The organism is Mesorhizobium humile (assembly GCF_033977215.1).
Classification (GTDB): Bacteria; Pseudomonadota; Alphaproteobacteria; order Rhizobiales; family Rhizobiaceae; genus Mesorhizobium; species Mesorhizobium humile.
In genome coordinates this window covers 207,521-225,475 of sequence record NZ_JAVIIV010000008.1, presented here as the reverse complement: position 1 = coordinate 225,475, position 17,955 = coordinate 207,521, and the positions used below count along the sequence as shown (strand labels likewise).

Here is a 17,955-nt window from a genome sequence, read left to right as displayed (position 1 = left end):
ATTGGCACGCAAACCAAGGGGATCGGCGAAAGACAAGAAAAATGGCGGAACGATCGCAAAACCTTCAGGACCTGTTCCTGAATTCAGTTCGCAAGAGCAAAAATCCACTTACCATCTTCCTCATCAACGGCGTGAAGCTGACCGGCGTCGTCACTTCGTTCGATAATTTTTGTGTGTTGTTGCGGCGTGACGGGCACTCCCAGCTCGTCTACAAGCACGCCATTTCCACGATCATGCCGAGCCAGCCGGTTCAGATGTTCGATGGCGAGGAAAGCCAGGGCGCCTGATTGGCACGCGATAAGGACGCGGACCGCAGCGTTCGCGGAAAACAAGGACATCAACTCGGGCCGGAATCCAAGGATCCGACCCGGGCTGTCGTTATTGTGCCGGTGCTCACCCGCCAACCGCGCGGCGACGACGAGTCGAGCCGTCCGCGGCTGAGCCGTTCGGCGGATGCCCGCCACGACGAAGCGGTCGGGCTTGCCAGCGCCATCGATCTCAATCCGGTTCACACGGCGGTGGTGACGGTCGCCGACCCGCGCCCGGCGACGCTGCTCGGCAGCGGCAAGGTGGCCGAGTTCGCGGATATCGTGAAGGAACGCAAGGCGGAGCTGGTCATCGTCGACCATCCGCTGACGCCGGTGCAACAGCGCAATCTCGAAAAGGAACTGAACGCCAAGGTGCTCGACCGCACCGGGCTCATTCTCGAGATATTCGGCGAGCGGGCCCGCACCAAGGAAGGCACGCTGCAGGTCGAGCTCGCCCATCTCAACTACCAGAAGGGCCGCCTGGTGCGGAGCTGGACCCACCTTGAGCGGCAGCGCGGCGGGGCCGGCTTCCTCGGCGGTCCGGGCGAAACCCAGATCGAATCCGACCGTCGCATCCTGCAGGACAAGATCACCAAGCTGAAGCACGAGCTGGAAACCGTGCGGCGCACGCGTGACCTGCATCGCGCAAAGCGCAAGAAGGTGCCATTCCCGGTGGTGGCGATCGTCGGCTACACCAATGCCGGCAAGTCGACGCTGTTCAACCGGCTGACCGGGGCAGGGGTGCTGGCCGAGGACATGCTGTTTGCCACCCTCGACCCCACGTTGCGGCGCGTTCGGCTGCCGCACGGCACGCCGGTCATCCTGTCGGATACGGTGGGTTTCATCTCCGACCTGCCGACGCATCTGGTGGCGGCCTTCCGGGCAACGCTGGAAGAAGTCGTCGAAGCCGATCTGGTGCTGCATCTGCGCGACATCTCCGATCCGGACACGGCCGCCCAGGCCGAGGATGTCGAACGCATCCTTGCCGATCTCGGCGTCGACGCCGCCGACGCGAACCGCGTGATCGAGGTCTGGAACAAGATCGACCTGCTCGATGAGGGCAACCGCGAACGGCTGCTGGCCGAAGGGGCGAGCGGCAGGACGCCACCGATCGCCATTTCGGCGGTGACCGGCGAAGGACTGGACACGCTGAAAGCGCTCATCGAGACACGCGTGTCGGGCGAGCTGGAAACGATGACGGTGACCTTGAGCCCGGCTCAGCTCGGCAATGTCGACTGGCTCTACCGCAACGGCGACGTCGTTTCGCGCACCGACAATGAAGACGGCAGCGTCACCCTTTCGCTGACGGCCACGCACAGCGCCAGGCAGGAGATCGAGAGCCGCCTGAACCGCAAGAGCGGCGGCTAAGAGGCTGTTTATTTGGCGCTTTTGGCCTGCTGCCAGAGCGCTTCCATCTCGTCGAGCGTCGCCTCTTCCAGCGAACCGCCCGAAGCCTCCAGGGCCTGCTCGACATAGTGGAAGCGCGAGCGGAATTTGTCGTTGGTGCCGCTGAGCGCCGCTTCGGAATCCAGCTTAAGATGGCGGCCGAGATTGACCACGGCAAACAGCATGTCGCCGAACTCGTCCTTGATCGGAGCCGCGTCACCGGTGGCCAGTGCCTCGCGCAATTCGCCGATCTCCTCCTCGATCTTGTCGAGGATCGGGGCTGCCTCGCTCCAGTCGAAGCCGACGCGCGCTGCTTTCTCCTGCAGCTTGAGCGCGCGGGTCAGGGCAGGGAGCGCCACCGGCACGCTGTCGAGAAAACCTTTGCCGTGATCTTCCGGATCGAGCCCACGCGCGATGCGGGCGGCGCGCTTCTCGGCTTTTTCGGCGGCCTTGATCTTCTCCCACATGCCCTTGGCCATGCCGGCGCTGCGCGCCTTCTCGTCGCCGAAGACATGGGGATGGCGTCGGATCATCTTGGTGGTGATGGCCTCGACGACATCGCCGAAAGCGAATTCGCCGATCTCCTCGGCCATCTGCGCATGGTAGACGACCTGCAGCAGCAGATCGCCCAGCTCCTCGCGCAGATCGTCGAAATCGCCGCGCGCGATCGCGTCGGCCACCTCATAGGCTTCCTCGATCGTATAGGGCGCGATGGTCGAGAAATTCTGCTCGATATCCCAGGGGCAGCCGGTTTTCGGCGCCCTGAGCGCCGCCATGATCTCGATCAGCCGGGAAATGTCTTTCGAGGGTTTCATCTTGCGAACCCTAGCGCGCAGCACGGCGGGCTACCAATCCCGCCGGCCGGCAAAAGCCTATTGTCCACAGTTGCGCGCGGGCTCTAGTCGAGCACCGAGACGATCGCCTTGGCGAGATCGTCCATGCCATCCTCCGGCAGACCGGCCACGTTGATGCGGCTGTCGCCGACCATATAGACGGCGTGCTCGGTGCGCAGGCGCTCGACCTGCGCCTCGGTCAGCCCAAGCCTTGAAAACATGCCGCGATGGCTGGCGACGAAGTCGAAGCGATCGGAGTTGGACTGCCGGCGCAAAGCCTCGGCGAAAGTGACGCGCAGCCTGAGCATGCGCAATCGCATCTCCTCGAGCTCCGTCTCCCAATCCTTCTTCAGGCCGGCATCTTCAAGCACCATGCGCACCGCCGCCGCGCCGTGATCAGGCGGCATCGAATAGAGCGCGCGCGCCGCCGCCAGCATCTGGCTCATCGCCACATCCGCCTGCGGGCCGTCCTTGGCCATGATCATCGCGGCGCCCACGCGGTCGCGATAGACGGCGAAATTCTTCGAGCAACTCGAGGCGACGACCATTTCCGGAACTTTGCCGGCCAGCAGCCGCAGGCCGGCGGCGTCGGCGTCCAGGCCTTCGCCAAAACCCTGATAGGCAATGTCGACAAAGGGCAGCAGGCCGCGCTCCAGGAGAACATCGGCGACCTTGGCCCACTGAGCGGCATCGAGATTGGCGCCGGTCGGGTTGTGGCAGCAGCCATGCAGCAACACGACATCGCCGCTGTTGGCGCTCCTGAGCGTCGCCAGCATCTCGTCGAAGCGGACGGTGCCCGAAGCGGCATCGAAATAGGGATAGTCGCGGACCTGCAAACCGGCGGCGCGCATCACCGGCAGGTGGTTCGGCCAGGTCGGGTCGGACAGCCAGACAGTCGCGCCGGGACGCGTGCGCTGCAGAAGCTCGGCAACCAGCCTGAGCGCGCCGGATCCGCCCGGTGCCTGCGCCGCCCGGATGCGCGAATGGTCGGCCTTTTCGCCAAAGGCGAGATTGATCATGGCGGTGTTGAAGCTGGTATCGCCGGCAAGGCCGAGATAGGTCTTGGTGTCCTGGCTGGCCAGCAGCCGCTTCTCGGCCTCGCGCACGGCGCGCATCACCGGCGTCCTACCGTTGATGTCCTTGTAGACGCCGACCCCTAGGTCGACTTTGCCCGGCCGTGGATCGCTGCGGTAGAGGCCGATCAGGGCGAGGATCTTGTCGGCGGGCGCGGGCTGCAGGGTCTCGAACATCGAAAAGGACTCCAATGGCGGCGAAGTGATACGCAAATCGATCCCGCCGCGCCAGCGGTTTCCTCCGCGCCGGCGACATACAAAAGAAGGCCGGGCAGGGGATTAAAATCCCTACATGCTCCGTAAACAGGGCATGAAACGGTCGATGGCACGCTTCGATATTGTCGGGCAGTTGGGGTCGCTGCGGCGCTATGCGCGCTCGCTGACGCGCGACAGCACTGAGGCCGAGGATCTCGTCCATGACGCGCTGGTGCGCGCCTATGAGCGGCGCGCGACCTTTCGCTCGGGTGGCAATCTGCGCGCTTGGCTCCTGGCGATCACGCACAACATCTTCATCGACCGCATGCGCTCGCGCCGCTCCGAGGCGGCGCGCATCGAACAGGCCGGCCTTGTCGCCGACCAAAGCGTGCCGGCGTCGCAGGACCATTCGGTGCGCCTGTCGCAGGTCCGGGAAGCGTTTCTTTCGCTCCCCGAAGAACAACGCTCGGCCCTGCACCTCGTCGCCATCGAAGGGCTGTCCTATCAGCAGGCCGCCGAAGCCATCGGCGTGCCGCTCGGAACCTTGATGTCGCGCATCGGCCGCGGGCGTGCCGCGCTGCGTGAAATGGAAGAGGGCGCGGCGCCGAAAGCCAAGCCTCATCTCAGGATCGTGGGAGACGATCAATGACCGCCATTGTCGACCCCGTAACCGATGCCGACCTCGACGCCTATGTCGACGATCAGCTGGATGTCGCCCGCCGCATAGAGGTCGAGGCGCACCTCGCCGCGCGCCCGGAAGTGGCCGCGCGTGTAATGTCCGACCTGAGGACGCGCGACGAGTTGCGCGTCGCGCTTGCCGGACCGGTCGGCAGGGCGCGTCCGGCCACGACCGAAGCGGCGCGGCGACTGGAAAGGGCGCTTGCCAGGGGGCGTATCCTCGCCGTGCTGCAGCGGGCAGCGGCCGCGGCCGTGCTGGTCGCGGCGGGCTGGCTGGCCAACGGCATTTTCGGGCCGATCACTGTCACCAAGGTGGTCGCCTCGACGCAGCCACCGGCCTATGTCGAGGATGCGGTCAGGGCGCACCGGACGACTTTGGTGCGCGAGACGATGCCGTCGCAGCAGGAGGCGCCGGGCTACGATGCCGACGAGATCCGCGCCGCCACGGCGATCGTCATGCCGTCGCTGCCCGGCGACTGGAAGATCCGCGACGTCCAGGTCTACCCCTCGCAATTCGGGCCGAGCGTCGAGGTGGCGGTCGAGACCAAGGACCTCGGTCTTGTCTCGCTGTTCGCCATCAGGCCGGGCACGTTCGACGTCGTGAAGCCGACGGTCGCGCCCTCCGATGACATTTCAACTGCGTATTTCCAGATCGGCGAGGTCGCGTATGCGGTGGTCGGACGTAGCGACGCCGGCACTCTCGACCGTGCCGCCGAAAAGCTAGCCAGAACTCTCTATTGAAAACAGACCCACTACCGAGAACCAAGGAGAACCAAATGAACAGCCCCAATCTGGGATACCGAATGGGCACCGGCGTCCAGGCCGGAGCCGTCTATGACGAGGGCCTGCGCAAGCATATGCTGCGCGTCTACAACTATATGGGCCTCGGTCTCGTCGTCACCGGCCTCGTCGCCTTCTTCGTGGCTTCGACGCCGGCGCTCTATGTGCCGATCTTCTCCAGCCCGCTGAAGTGGGTGGTGATGCTGGCGCCGCTCGCCTTCGTCATGCTCTTCTCGTTCAGGATGCAGACCATGTCGGCCTCGGGCGCGCAGGCAATGTTCTGGGCTTTCTGCGCCGTGATGGGCCTGTCGCTTGCCTCCGTCTTCCTGGTCTTCACCTCGACCAGCATCGCGCGCACCTTCTTCATCGCCGCCACGATGTTCGGCGCCACCAGCCTCTACGGCTATACGACCAGGCGCGACCTGACGCAGTTCTCGTCCTTCCTGATCATGGGCCTGATCGGCGTGGTCATCGCCAGCCTGGTCAACCTGTTCCTCGGCTCGACCGCGCTGCAGTTCGCCATCTCGGTGATCGGCATTGCCGTCTTCATCGGCCTCACCGCCTGGGACACGCAGACGATCAAGGAGCAGTACGCCGAGAACTTCGACGCGGAATCGCAGCAGAAGCTCGCCGTCTTCGGCGCCTTCTCGCTCTATCTGAACTTCATCAACATCTTCCAGCTGCTCCTGAATTTCACCGGCGAGCGCGAATAGTCCGGGCCGTAGCAGGCAACACTGCTGGACCTCGGCGTGGCCGGAGGGGAACCTCCGGCCGTTTTTGTCCCGCGCCCAAAGCGTCCGCGACCAAGGTAGGATCTGCCTGCCGCGCTTGAGTCCACCCGCGGCCTTTTGCTAGCCTGACGGCCAGACCAGCCAGCCGGCGAGGACGCAATGGAACAGGTGACGCTTCACGCTGACGGGATCTCGGCGACCATCGTCGGGCAGGGAGCCGAGCTGGTCTCGCTGCGCGATGGCGACGGCACCGAGCTTCTGTGGCAGGCAGGGCCGGCCTGGCGCCGCCATTCGCCGGTCCTGTTCCCGATCGTCGGCCGCCTGAAGGGCGATCAGCTGCGCCATCGGGGCCAAACCTATCCGATGACGCAGCATGGCTTTGCCCGCGACCGGCGCTTTGCCTGGACGGAGCAGGGGCCCGCCTCCTGCACATTGGTCCTGTCGGATGACGCCGAGACCCGGACGCACTACCCCTTCGCCTTTCGTCTCGCCATCGGCTACGAGCTGAAACCCCGGCAGCTCGGCGTGACCTTCGAGATCACCAATACCGGCGACGAGCCGCTGCCGGCCTCGATCGGCGCGCATCCGGCGTTCAACTGGCCGCTACTGCCGGAACTGCCCAAGGAAGCCTATCGGCTGACCTTCGCCGACAATGAAGCGGCGCCGGTGCGCCGCCTGAAGGACGGCCTGCTGCTGCCGGACCCGCAAACCACTCCCATCGAGGGAAAGACGCTGCCGCTGTCCGAAAAACTGTTCGTCGACGACGCCGTCATCCTCGACAAGCCGGTGAGCAACAGCGTGCGCTACGCCGCCGAGCGCGGGCCGGCCATCGAGATGTCATGGCAAGGGTTCAACGAGCTCGGCATATGGTCCAAGCCCGGCGGCGCGCCGTTCCTGTGCATCGAGCCATGGCACGGCATCGCCAGTCCCATCGACTTCGACGGCGAGTTTGCCGACAAGCCTGGCGTCATGCGGATCGAGCTGGGCGCCCGGCGCGTGCTGAGCTACCGGATTGGCCTTAGCCGGGAACCGTAGAGCATGGCATACGCCATCAAGGCCGAGATCGAGGACCCGCGGGCGGAAACCTTCGTCTTCGCCGCCCAGAAGACCATGTATGGCGGCAAGCACATCGCGGAAGGCGATGTCATCTTCCTGTTCGCCAGCGAGAATGAAGGCGGGCAGGGGCTTGTCGCGCGGGGCGTGGTGACCTCATCGGAGGCCACCCCGAGACGTCCCGATCTCGAACGGCAGACCCCGCGCGTCAGTGTCTCCGTCCGCCGTACCGCCCTGGCGACGAAACGGTTGGGCCGCAATGAGCTCAAGCGCTTCAGGGACTGGCAGGACGGCCGGCCCGAGACCGAGCTCAACTTCAAATTCTACCGCCAGGCGACGAACAAGATCGTCGGCATCTCAGACGGGGCGGCCGCGTTTCTCGATAGCTCTTTCTAGCGACCGTATGTCTGCCTCCAAAAGGAAAGCCCGGCGCGAGGGCCGGGCTTACAGTAGGCAGTCCTGATCGATCGTCAGTTGCCGAACTTGTAGCTCAGCCGCGCCATGACCGCATCGGCCCGGGCTTTGATCTTGAAAGTCTCCGGATTGTTGCCGTGCTGGCCGTTATCGTCATAGACATTCGGTCCCGTGCCGGTCTTGGATCCGAGATCGATATGCGTGTAGTCGATCCCAAGGATCAACTTGTCGGTCAGGGCGTAGTCGATACCCGCGCCTATCGCATAGCCGTTTTGCCATCCGCTTTGGTCGTAGCTCACGCCCCGGTTCGCATAACAGCAGTCGTGGGCGTTGAAGCTGACTTCACCGCCCGCGTAGCCGCCCTTGGCATAGACCATGAAGCGATCGAAGGCATAGCCAACTCGACCGACCACCGTTGCGTAGTGCTTCAGCTTGCCGGTCTCGGTGTCGCTATCCGGGAAGTAGGGGCTGGTGATGGTCTTGTCGATGCCGGTGGCAGTCCAGGTCGCCTCGCCGCCGAAGACGAACTGGTCCCATTGGGACTGGTAGCCGATGTGCGCGCCACCCGCGATATTCGTATCGCTGAAGCCGAAGTCTGAGCCTGGCCCGCCCGGAGTGATGGTATCAGTGAAAAATCCACCGTCCGGCTGCTGTATATCCGTCGCTTTGATGTGGCCGTTGGCAACACCGATATGCGCGCCGGCATAAAAGCCGCTCCAGTCATAGGCCGAGCCTGCAACCGGGCCAGCCATATCCGCAGCCGAAGCGGCGGTCGCGCTGAGCCCCGCCAGCGCGGCAATTGCGATAAGTCTCTTCACTGAATTCCTCCGATCCACCCAAATCCCATCGGAGCTTTAACATAGACGAATATTTGAAAATAAAGTGTGATGAATTAGCCGCACCGTTTATAAATCAGAATGACTCACACACGTGTTTCTAAAACAGTAAGAACTAATATATCATGGCAGAACTAGTCTTGACCGTCCAAATATCAAGAAGTTTCTACATTTGGCGAACGATAGCGCCGATCGCGTTGACGAGAAGTCGTGAAGCGGTGAGGGCGGAGAGGCCGTCAATGTCGGCGGGTGGGTAGAATTCGACGAGGTCGAACCCCGAGATCCTGGCCCGCTTGCCGAGCCCCGAGATCAGGTCGATCGCCTGCGTGTAGGTGAGGCCGCCAGGCGTGCGGGCGGCCACGCCCGGCATGATCGAGGGATCGAGACCGTCGCAGTCGAGGGTGACGACGACATGCGCGCCTTCCGGAATGTGGCGCAAAGCGGCTTCGACGCCGTGGGCATGAACCTCGCGGGCCGTGACGAAGCGGCTGCCGAAGCGCCGCGCCGCTTCGATGTCCGCGAGACGCGCGCTGCCGACGCTGCGCAGGCCGACCTGCACCATGCCGGCGACATGCGGCATCTCACTCGCCCGGCGCATCGGGCTCGAATAGCCGTAGCGTTCGCCACGCACCTCGTCGCGCCAGTCGATATGGGCGTCGATCTGCAGGACCCAGACCGGCCTGTGATCGGCAAAGCCGGCGAGGAAAGGGATGGTGGCCGAACAGTCGCTGCCAAGCAGGATCGGTACGGCCGGCATGGACAGCACCTCCCGCGTCTTTGCCTCGATCCGGCTCCTGTTGCCGGCATTGTCATTGATGGCGGTCGCGACGTTGCCGACATCGACGCAGCAGACCGGCCGGCCGGCGAACAGCGGACCGCCGAGATCGAAATCCCAATGCTCGACCAGCGGGGCATCCTCCTGGCTCGCCCCGCGGATGGCGTCGGCTGCCGAGACATCGCCACCACTGTGCTCGCCGGGATAAGCGCTGCAGTGATTGGCCCCGAAGATCACCGCCCTGGGCAAATGCCCGTCACTGAGTTGATCCGGAAGATCGAGAAAGGAAGGCGAGGCGGTCATTTTCTGGATGCCTTTGTTGTTGCGCCGCAGCGCGACGGGCAGGGTAGTTGCTTTAGCCCGGAGTTTTGCGACAATTCTCATCTCGGCGACAAGATGGGGTGCGGCGATGAAGAGTGTTCTGATGCTTGCGGGGTGCTGGTTGCTTCTTGCCACCCTATCGCCGGCGGTGGCCGATGAGAAACTGCGCGCTTCGGACAAGGCAGCGCTTGCCGAATGCCTGAAATATGTCGCCGATTTTCCCGGCGATGTCCCTGGGGTGAACGACACACCGAGGCCGGCCATCCATATCGACAACGCGATCAAGCTCGCCGGGCACGAGCCTGCCTCATGCATCAACTACGTGACAGAGCTGTGTTCCTTCGAGAGCGATGACGGCCGGTCGCAACTGGGACTGATCGATTGCGCCAACCGCGAGGTCAGCGTGTGGGAGGATCGTCTCAACACCACCGATGCGGCGCTGATGGCCAAGGCCGCGCCCAAGGCGCGTGAAGGCTATCGCAAGATGCAGCGCGCCTGGATCGCCTACCGCGATGCGAGGTGCGCGGCGGAAGGGTCCGCCGAAACCGTCAACAGCGATCGTCAGGGCAACATCATCGTCAGCTGCGCGCTTGACGCGACGGCCCGGCAGGCGCTCATCCTCGATGACGAGCTGTCGGATCTGCAGTAATCGGGCCGAGCGAGAGGTGTCGAAGGCTATTATCGTTTCCGGAGGTATGATGCCAAAATTCTCATGGCGGGCAGGGCTCATTTTCGGCCTGTGCGCAACGCCTGTCGCCCTGCTGCTGGCGCTCTTCTCCGCCGGATCGGGGCACGGCGACTGGGTGTTGGCGCGCGCGCTCTATCCGGTACCCATGCTGGTGACACTCTTGACCGACAAAACCGTCACCGGCCTCTCCGTGGGGCTGGCCCTGGCACAGTTTCCTGCCTATGGAGCATTCGTTGCCCCCGGCGGCAGCATCCGATGGCTGGCGATTGGCCTTGCCCATCTCGTCGCGGTCGCAGCTGCCTTCAGCGGACTTCTCGACTATTACTAACGCGAGGACTGTGAATACGATCGGTCCTCCCGACTTCTCACGAGCGAACGCGGATGACCGTCTTTCCGGCCCGTCGCTCAGTCGAATTGAAGGTAGCGATTGCATCTTCCAGGGACGAGACCTTGCCAATGTTGGTCCGCAATCTTCCGTCCCTGATCCGCTGAACTATCTCCGAAAGCTGGGCGCGATCAGCCTCGACGACGAAGTCGATCGTCAGGCCGTCGGCAGGTCGAATATCCGTCGGTCCGACGGCAGTCACAAGCATTCCTCCGGCGCGGATCAGCGCTGCCGACCGCTTCTGGACATCGCCGCCGATGACGTCGAACACCAGATCGACGCCGCCGACGTCTTCCAGGCTGTCGTTCCCGAGGTCGACGAATTCATTTGCCCCGAAGTCGAGGGCCTTCTGGCGGTCGGCGGCGCGGCCTGTGCCGATGACATAGGCTCCCGCCTCTCGTGCAAGTTGCGTCACGACCGAACCGACGGCGCCGGCGGCGCCATGCGCAAGCACGCTCTGCCCGGCCTGAAGACGGCCATGCTGGAACAGGCCCTGCCACGCGGTCAGGCCCGAGATCGGCAGGCTCGCGCCAACCGTGAAGTCGACATCGCCGGGCAGCGGCGCGAGGTTGCGTGCCTCCATGGCGACATACTCGGCGAGTGTGCCGTCGCGATGCCAGTCCGACAGGCCGAATACCCGCTGACCGATCGAAAGCCCGGTTGTCCCATAGCCGAGGGCAGTGATCACACCGGCCAGCTCGTGGCCGAGGATCGACGGCGTCCGGTCACGGAAGGCCCGATCGGCCCAGGTCGAAGGCCACTCTAGTTCGGTGTTGACGAATCCCGCCGCATGAACCTGAACGACGACATCGTTTATCGCGGCTTGCGGCTCGGGCCGCTCCACCAGTTTCATCCCGGCCGTTCCCGAAGCCTGCTCCGTGACAACGATTGCTTTCATCGGAATTGCCTTTTCTCTGGTCTGTCTCTTCGGTGGAAATGCTGCCCGCTGGCCGGTATGAATGGCATGCGGGTTGCGTTCATTGATGATTTCGACTGTCGCAGCACCGGATAAAAATTGCCAATAGCCGGCATGTATAGTTTCCATGCCGGTTGGTAATTGTTTCGCGCGATGGCGCTGGCTCGCTCGGAAGCGGCACAGGGAGAGCGGCGAGGGCAGAACAATGGAACTCAACCAGATTCGATATTTCCTGAACCTGGCGGACACTCTCAACTTCACCGAAGCCGCCATGCGCAGCGGGGTCTCCCAGCCCACGCTCACCCGCGCGATCCAGCGACTCGAACAAGAGCTGGGCGGAACATTGGTGTATCGCGATGGGAAAGACAGTCGACTGACAACGCTTGGCCGCGACATCCGATCCGAATTCGTTGCGATCGCGGACAGCGAACAGCGGATTCGTGCGATATCGCTGAACAGGGTTCGCGGCCGCCGCGAGACTTTGACGCTGGGCATCGTGAACACGATCGCGCCAGCGCTGATCACCGGGTTCGTCTCGCACGCGCTTCAACAGATGCCAATGCTGGAACTGATTCTCCAGCCGATCACGCGCGACGAGGGGCTGGAGCGTCTTCTTAGCGGCCAGATCGATGGCTGCTTCTGCACTGACCCAACCCTCGGAAACACAAAGATCGCCACCGTCGAAATGTTCAGCGAGCGGCTGCTGCTGGCAATGGCACAAGGGTACTGCCTGGCAAGTCGGACTTCGGTTTCGCTTTCGGACCTGTCGGAGCAACCGTACCTCGATCGGCTTCAATGCGAATTCCGCACGCGCGTGCAAAACCACCTGCATAAGCGCGCGATCGTCATGATCCCGCGTCTCCGATCCGAACGGGAGGATTTGATCCAACAGGCTGTGGCAGAGGGCGCAGGTGTCTGCATGTTGCCTGAGCGCTCGGCAATCGTGAGCGGTCTGACGCTACGTCCGGTCGATACGCTCGAGCTGTCTCGCACCGTCGCATTCCAGTCCATTTCGGGGTCGGGAACAGCATCGGCGTTGCAGCAATTCCGCATGCTGGTCGAGCACCATGCGTGGACGTGAGAAAGTCGCATAAGATATATTATGGAACTGACGCATTGGCCGGAAGTGGCGGGAAGCACATGGGAAAGAAGGCAATTATCCCATCAGGGATGGAACCGCTCTATCGCGACTGGAGAATGTCGCCCGGACTGGAGTGCAGTGGGTTCGTGTTTCTCACCGGGTTCAATGGAATACGGTTGGACGGCACTCTGTCAGCTGACCCCTCCGAGCAGATATGGGACGCTTTCATCCAGGTGCAGATGGTGCTCCAAGAAGGCGGGCTCACGTTCGGAGACGTTGTCGAAGTCACTTCGTATCACGTCGGGCTTCGCCATCATCTGGAGCAATTCAAGTCGATATGGGCGCAATTCGTGCGCGAACCTTACCCTGCATGGACGGCGATTGAGGTCGCGGGTTTTGCCTCCGATTCCGTGGTGATCGAGTTAAGGGTCGTGGCGCATCGCTCTGGCTGACCGTTCTCCGTCGACCGTCTCAATCTCACTCGTAAGCGATTTCGATCACCATACCGTCATAGGCCGGTACCACATGCTCCGGCGTTTCAGCCATCACGACGGCATAATCCAGCGGCACATGCATATGTGTCAGCACGGCATTCCTGGGCGCCAGCTTCTCGATCCACTGCAGCGCCTGGCCGAGCGACAGATGGCTGGGATGCGTGCTGTACTGCAACGCGTCGATGACCAGCATGTCGAGGCCGTGCAAACGTTGCGCGGTAGCGGCCGGAAAGTCGCTGATGTCAGGGCAATAGGCGAGCCCGCCGACGCGAAAGCCCAGCGAAATGATGTCGCCATGGATCTGCGGCAGCGGCTCAAGGGTGAGGGGACCCCCCTCGCCTTCGATCACCACCGGCCTGGCGTGGTCGATAAGATGCGGCTTGACGATCGGCGGATAGGAACTGCCCGGCGGCGTCTCGAAGCAATAGCCGAACGCCTGGCGCAACCGCAGCATGGTCGGCTCGTCCGCATGGACATCGATGCGATGGCGTTGCTCGAGCACATAGCCGCGCAGGTCGTCGATGCCGTGGATATGGTCGGCATGCGGATGCGTGTAGACGACCGCGTCGATGCGCTTGACGGAGGCCAACAGCATCTGCTCGCGGAAATCCGGCCCGGTGTCGATGACGACCGTGGTGCGCGCGCCGTTGCCGGCAATACGCTCGACCAGCGCGGCCGTGCGCATGCGCCGGTTCTTTGGATTCTTGGGATCGCAATTGCCCCAATCGCCGGTGATGCGTGGCGTGCCGGGCGATGAGCCGCAGCCAAGAACGGTAAAGCGCAGCCGATCGCCCATGCCTCAGCCCGCCGCTATGTCGGGACGCGGTATCTTGGTGAACAACCGAAAGAAGTTCCCGGTGGTGATATCGGCGATCTCGGTCTCGCTGACGCCAATGGTCTCGGCCAGCACCTTCGCCGTGTTCGTCACATAGGCTGGTTCGTTGCGTTTTCCCCGATACGGGATTGGCGCAAGGTAGGGCGCGTCGGTCTCGACCAACAGCCTCTCGCGCGGGACGTCGGCGGCGATGGCGCGCAGCTCGGCCGAGTTCTTGAAGGTCAGGATGCCGGAAAAGGAGACATAGCCGCCCAGCGCCACGCCCACTTCGGCCAACCTGCGTCCGGACGAAAAACAGTGCAGGATGAAGGGGAAGGCGCCCTTCCCTGTTTCGTCCTCGAGGATCGACGCCATGTCGTCGTCGGCATCGCGCGAATGGATGACCAGCGGCAGGCCGGTCCGGCGCGCGGCGGCGATATGGGTGCGAAAGCCTTGCGCCTGCGCATCGCGCGGCGCCTTGTCGTAATAGTAATCCAGCCCGGCTTCGCCGATCGCCACAACCTTTGGATGGCCGGAAAGCCGCACCAACTCGTCGGCGGTGACGTCCAGTTCTTCCGCGGCATTGTGCGGATGGGTGCCGACCGAGCAATAAACATCGCCAAAAGATTCAGCGATTTCAACGATTTGCTGAAAGCGCTTCACGCGCGTCGAGATCGTGACCATACGGCCGATTCCGGCGGCGAGGGCGCGGGCGACGATAGCCGCCCGCTCCTCGGCGAAGTCCGGAAAGTCGAGATGGCAATGGCTGTCGACCAGCATCAGGCTTTGGCATCCTGCTCGACGTAACGGGGAAACACGCCCTCAGGCGCCGGCAAGGCGGTGCCAGGGACCAGCGCATGGTCGGCATGGACATGCTCGAAACTGCGCTTGTCCGCAGGCACGGCCAACAGATCGAGCAGTTTCGCAGCCGACCCGGGAACGAAGGGCTGGCAAAGCACCGTCACCCGACGCACCACCTCGGCCGTCGTCCATAGCACGGTTTCCATGCGCTCCGGATTGGTCTTGCGCAGCGCCCACGGCTCCTGCGAAGCGAAATAGCGATCCGCTTCCGACACCACGCCAAAGATCGCCGCCAGCGCCAGGTGGATGCCCTGCTCCGCCATTGCCCTGCGCGCGACGGCAAGCGCTTCCACGGCCTGGTCGAGGATCGCCGTGTCGGCCTCGGTGAGGTCGCCACGCGCCGGCACCTTGCCGCCGCAGTTCTTGGCGATCATCGACAGCGAACGCTGCGCCAGATTGCCGAGGCCGTTGGCGAGATCCGCGTTGGTGCGGTTGACGATCGCTTCGTGGCTATAACTGCCATCCTGGCCGAACGGCACCTCGCGCAGGAAGAAATAGCGCACCTGATCGAGACCGTAGTGTTCGACCATGGTGAACGGGTCGACGACATTGCCGACCGACTTCGACATCTTCTCGCCGCGGTTGAACAGGAAGCCGTGGGCAAAAACGCGCTTCGGCAGGGCGATCCCCGCCGACATCAGGAAGGCCGGCCAGTAGACGGCATGGAAGCGCACGATGTCCTTGCCGATGATATGCGTGGCCGGCCAGAAGCTCCATTTCTCTGACTTTGTATCGGGATAGCCGACGGCGGTGATGTAGTTGGTCAATGCATCGACCCACACATACATCACATGCTTGTCGTCGCCGGGCACCGGCACGCCCCACTTGAAGGTGGTTCGTGAGATCGACAGATCCTTCAGGCCGGACTTGACGAAGCTGAGCACCTCGTTGCGGCGTTCCGCAGGGCCGACGAAATCCGGCTGGCTTTCATACAGCGCCAGCAACTTGTCCTGATAGGCGGACAGCCGGAAGAAATAGCTTTCCTCCTCGTTCCATTCGACCGGCGACCCAAGCGGCTCGCGGCGCACGCCATCCTCGCCGAGCGTGGTTTCGCTCTCGTCGAAATAGGCCTCCTGCCGCACCGAGTACCAGCCGCTGTAGCGGTCCAGATAGATGTCGCCGTTCGCGGCCATCGCCTTCCAGATCGCCTGGCAGGATGCGTAATGGCGTGGCTCGGTCGTGCGGATGAATTCGTCATTCGAGGCGCCGAGGGTCTCGGTCATCGAGCGGAAGATTGCCGAATTGCGGTCGGCAAGCTCCAAGGGCGTGATGCCTTCCTTCTCGGCCGTCTGCTGCATCTTGAGACCATGCTCGTCAGTGCCCGTGAGAAAGAACACGTCCTTGCCGTCCAGCCGCTGGAAGCGGGCCAGTGCGTCGCTGGCAATGACCGTATAGGCATGGCCGATATGCGGCTTGCCATTCGGATAAAAGATCGGAGTGGTCAGGTAGAATTTTTCGCGTGCCATGGATGAAATCGCCATGAATGTCTGAATGGGAAGTGTGGCGGTGGATATCTCATCGAGACGGCGATTGCCATCCCGAGGACAAGGGCGCATTCACATTCGCATCGCAGAATTCAGGCGGTCGATCATGGTCAGGGCGTGCTGCTTCTTGTCGAGATTGTAGGTCTCTGCCTCAGATATCGTGTTCAGCGCCTCGTGCCAAGCCTCGGACAGTGTTTTGGCCCTGGCGAGATCGCCGGACAAAGCCGCCTCGCTGGCGGCGACCGAAAGCAGGTCCAGCGCGCGGCGGTTGAAGATGTCGAACTGGATCGCCTGGTCGCGTCCGGCCACGGCTTCGGCAAGGCGATGGGCGCCGGCGATGTCAGGCTTCCTGGCCGCCACCAGCGTATCGAGCGCGCCGGCGATCTCCAGCCCGCCATACTGGGTGAGCAGGATCGCGTTGCGGGCGCTGCCCCCTGCCCGCTCGGCAAGCGCCGCGCGCGCGGCCGGATCGTCCGGCGGCGGCGGCTCGACATTCTCCAGCACCGTCATCAGCTCGTCGGCGGCCAGCGGCGCCAGCCGCACCATCTGGCAGCGCGAGCGGATCGTCGGCAACAGGCTGCCCGGCGCGTGCACGATCAGAATGAACAATGTGCGCGCCGGCGGCTCTTCGAGATTCTTGAGCAAGGCATTGGCGGCGTTGGTGTTCATGTCGTCGGCCGGATCGGCGATGACGACCCGGTAGCTGCCGTCATGCGAGGTCATCGACAGGAAGCGGCTGACCTTGCGGATCTCGTCGACGGTCAGCACCGTCTTGAAGCTCTTGGTCTTGTCGTTGGCCGGACGGGTGAGGTGCAGCACCGAAGGATGCGCGCCGGTGGCGATCTGGCGAAACAGCGAGGAGGCCGGATCGGGAACGGCAAGCATGTCGGGCGCCGTCTTGAAATCCGGATATCTCAGAAGATGGTGCGCCATGTGAAAGGCCATCGTCGCCTTGCCGATGCCTTGCGGCCCGGTGAAAATCAGCGCGTGCGGCAGCTTGCCGCCGCGGTAGGCGCTCGCAAGCATCCCGGCCGCCGTCGCGTGGCCAACCAGCCGCGCCGTTTCAGCCGGCTCGGGCACGCCGTCCAGCGTGTCATGCTGTTCCGGAGCGATGCGCTCGAAGATCATGCCGGCGCCGTCTCAATCCTTTGCGCCGGCATTCGCTCTTCCAGCGCCGTGAAGACGGCGGCGGTGACGACATTCTCCACCGTATCGGGATCGGCGGAAGCGTCGATGACGATGCAGCGCTCCGGCTCCGCCTCGGCAATGGCAAGGAAAGCCTCGCGCCGTCGCCGGTGAATGGCCAAGGTCTCCTTTTCGAAGCGATCGGCGGCGTCCCCTGCCCCGCGCCGCGCCGTGGCCCGCTTCAGGCCCTCGACCGGATCGATGTCGAAGATCAGCGTCATGTCCGGCATCATGCCGTTGATGGCCACTGCCTCCAGCGCTTTCATGAAATCAGCATCGAGGCCGCCCGTGACGCCTTGGTAGACGCGCGAGGAATCGATGAAGCGGTCGCACAGCACGATCGAGCCCCGCTCGACCGCCGGCCGGATCACCTGCTCGACATGGTCGGAGCGCGCGGCGGCGAACAGGATCGCCTCCATCTTTGGGCCGAACGGCTCGGCCGCGCCCGACAGAAGCACATGCCTTACGGCCTCGGCGCCGGGCGATCCGCCTGGTTCGCGGCTGACCAGCACTTCATATTTCTTGGCGCGCATGCGCCGCGCCAGCCGCTCGATCTGCGTCGACTTGCCTGCTCCTTCGCCGCCCTCGAAGGTGATGAAAAATCCGCTCGCCAATCGAGACTGCCTTTGCCCGTGCTGGCCGCTGTCATAGCTCCCGTCCGACA

At 63.5% G+C, this 17,955-nt stretch carries 21 protein-coding genes; 11 read left to right on the top strand and 10 right to left on the bottom strand.

Annotated elements, in window-relative coordinates; translation table 11 throughout:
• Positions 1-41 precede the first annotated feature (41 nt).
• Positions 42-287, top strand: coding sequence for an RNA chaperone Hfq (gene hfq, locus RFM52_RS15015; protein ID WP_006202172.1), 246 nt, complete (start codon positions 42-44; stop codon positions 285-287).
• On the top strand, positions 288-1,676 hold the full coding sequence (hflX, locus tag RFM52_RS15010) for a GTPase HflX (RefSeq protein WP_320295586.1): 1,389 nt from the start codon (positions 288-290) through the stop codon (positions 1,674-1,676).
• Positions 1,677-1,684: 8 nt separating this feature from the next.
• On the opposite strand, the gene mazG is transcribed toward hflX, so the two are convergent.
• Positions 1,685-2,509 carry a nucleoside triphosphate pyrophosphohydrolase gene (mazG, locus tag RFM52_RS15005; protein ID WP_320295587.1) on the bottom strand — a complete coding sequence of 275 codons (825 nt, stop codon included), beginning with the start codon at positions 2,507-2,509 and terminating at the stop codon, positions 1,685-1,687.
• Positions 2,510-2,592: 83 nt separating this feature from the next.
• Positions 2,593-3,777: an amino acid aminotransferase gene (locus RFM52_RS15000; protein ID WP_320295588.1), complete on the bottom strand. Its 1,185-nt coding sequence runs from the start codon at positions 3,775-3,777 to the stop codon at positions 2,593-2,595.
• 133 nt (positions 3,778-3,910) lie between these two features.
• On the opposite strand from RFM52_RS15000, the gene RFM52_RS14995 reads away from it, so the two are divergent.
• The 5 genes from RFM52_RS14995 (at position 3,911) to RFM52_RS14975 (ending at position 7,433) form a co-directional block, all read left to right on the top strand.
• Entirely contained in the window at positions 3,911-4,444 is a 534-nt protein-coding gene (locus tag RFM52_RS14995) for a sigma-70 family RNA polymerase sigma factor (protein ID WP_430699254.1), read from the top strand.
• Entirely contained in the window at positions 4,441-5,214 is a 774-nt protein-coding gene (locus RFM52_RS14990; RefSeq protein WP_320295590.1) for an anti-sigma factor family protein, read from the top strand. Before RFM52_RS14995 ends, RFM52_RS14990 begins: the two co-directional genes overlap by 4 nt.
• A 35-nt stretch (positions 5,215-5,249) precedes the next feature.
• On the top strand, positions 5,250-5,966 hold the full coding sequence (locus RFM52_RS14985; protein WP_320295591.1) for a Bax inhibitor-1/YccA family protein: 717 nt from the start codon (positions 5,250-5,252) through the stop codon (positions 5,964-5,966).
• A gap of 177 nt (positions 5,967-6,143) precedes the next feature.
• Positions 6,144-7,019 carry an aldose 1-epimerase family protein gene (locus RFM52_RS14980; RefSeq protein ID WP_320295592.1) on the top strand — a complete coding sequence of 292 codons (876 nt, stop codon included), beginning with the start codon at positions 6,144-6,146 and terminating at the stop codon, positions 7,017-7,019.
• A gap of 3 nt (positions 7,020-7,022) precedes the next feature.
• Positions 7,023-7,433, top strand: coding sequence for a hypothetical protein (locus RFM52_RS14975; protein WP_320295593.1), 411 nt, complete (start codon positions 7,023-7,025; stop codon positions 7,431-7,433).
• A gap of 74 nt (positions 7,434-7,507) precedes the next feature.
• Here the strand turns inward: RFM52_RS14975 and RFM52_RS14970 are convergent, their stop codons facing one another.
• Together RFM52_RS14970 and RFM52_RS14965 are read right to left on the bottom strand one after the other, a co-directional pair.
• Positions 7,508-8,269 carry an outer membrane protein gene (locus tag RFM52_RS14970; RefSeq protein WP_320295594.1) on the bottom strand — a complete coding sequence of 254 codons (762 nt, stop codon included), beginning with the start codon at positions 8,267-8,269 and terminating at the stop codon, positions 7,508-7,510.
• Between the two features lie 184 nt (positions 8,270-8,453).
• On the bottom strand, positions 8,454-9,365 hold the full coding sequence (locus RFM52_RS14965) for an agmatinase (RefSeq protein ID WP_320295595.1): 912 nt from the start codon (positions 9,363-9,365) through the stop codon (positions 8,454-8,456).
• Between the two features lie 106 nt (positions 9,366-9,471).
• Between RFM52_RS14965 and RFM52_RS14960 the strand changes: the two genes are divergently transcribed.
• Positions 9,472-10,032 (top strand): lysozyme inhibitor LprI family protein, encoded by a 561-nt coding sequence (locus RFM52_RS14960; protein ID WP_320295596.1) that lies wholly within the window; start codon positions 9,472-9,474, stop codon positions 10,030-10,032.
• Between the two features lie 49 nt (positions 10,033-10,081).
• Positions 10,082-10,399, top strand: a complete 318-nt coding sequence (locus RFM52_RS14955) for a hypothetical protein (protein ID WP_320327853.1) — start codon at positions 10,082-10,084, stop codon at positions 10,397-10,399.
• A gap of 37 nt (positions 10,400-10,436) precedes the next feature.
• Here the strand turns inward: RFM52_RS14955 and RFM52_RS14950 are convergent, their stop codons facing one another.
• On the bottom strand, positions 10,437-11,354 hold the full coding sequence (locus tag RFM52_RS14950; protein ID WP_320295956.1) for an NADP-dependent oxidoreductase: 918 nt from the start codon (positions 11,352-11,354) through the stop codon (positions 10,437-10,439).
• A gap of 223 nt (positions 11,355-11,577) precedes the next feature.
• On the opposite strand from RFM52_RS14950, the gene RFM52_RS14945 reads away from it, so the two are divergent.
• The gene (locus RFM52_RS14945; protein ID WP_320295598.1) at positions 11,578-12,453 is read left to right on the top strand and encodes a LysR family transcriptional regulator; all 876 of its coding nucleotides are present in this window, start codon (positions 11,578-11,580) and stop codon (positions 12,451-12,453) included.
• Between the two features lie 59 nt (positions 12,454-12,512).
• Entirely contained in the window at positions 12,513-12,905 is a 393-nt protein-coding gene (locus RFM52_RS14940) for a Rid family hydrolase (protein WP_320295599.1), read from the top strand.
• A 25-nt stretch (positions 12,906-12,930) separates the two neighbouring features.
• On the opposite strand, the gene RFM52_RS14935 is transcribed toward RFM52_RS14940, so the two are convergent.
• The 5 genes from RFM52_RS14935 to tmk form a co-directional block, all read right to left on the bottom strand.
• A complete protein-coding gene (locus RFM52_RS14935; RefSeq protein WP_320295600.1) occupies positions 12,931-13,743 on the bottom strand; it encodes an MBL fold metallo-hydrolase in 813 nt (270 codons plus the stop codon).
• A 3-nt stretch (positions 13,744-13,746) separates the two neighbouring features.
• Positions 13,747-14,541, bottom strand: a complete 795-nt coding sequence (locus tag RFM52_RS14930) for a TatD family hydrolase (RefSeq protein WP_320295601.1) — start codon at positions 14,539-14,541, stop codon at positions 13,747-13,749.
• Positions 14,541-16,088: a methionine--tRNA ligase gene (gene metG / locus RFM52_RS14925; protein WP_320295602.1), complete on the bottom strand. Its 1,548-nt coding sequence runs from the start codon at positions 16,086-16,088 to the stop codon at positions 14,541-14,543. Before metG ends, RFM52_RS14930 begins: the two co-directional genes overlap by 1 nt.
• 90 nt (positions 16,089-16,178) lie before the next feature.
• On the bottom strand, positions 16,179-17,234 hold the full coding sequence (locus RFM52_RS14920; protein WP_320295603.1) for a DNA polymerase III subunit delta': 1,056 nt from the start codon (positions 17,232-17,234) through the stop codon (positions 16,179-16,181).
• A complete protein-coding gene (tmk, locus tag RFM52_RS14915; protein WP_320295604.1) occupies positions 17,231-17,905 on the bottom strand; it encodes a dTMP kinase in 675 nt (224 codons plus the stop codon). The genes RFM52_RS14920 and tmk overlap by 4 nt, the downstream gene beginning before the upstream one ends.
• Between the last annotated feature and the right edge of the window lie 50 nt (positions 17,906-17,955).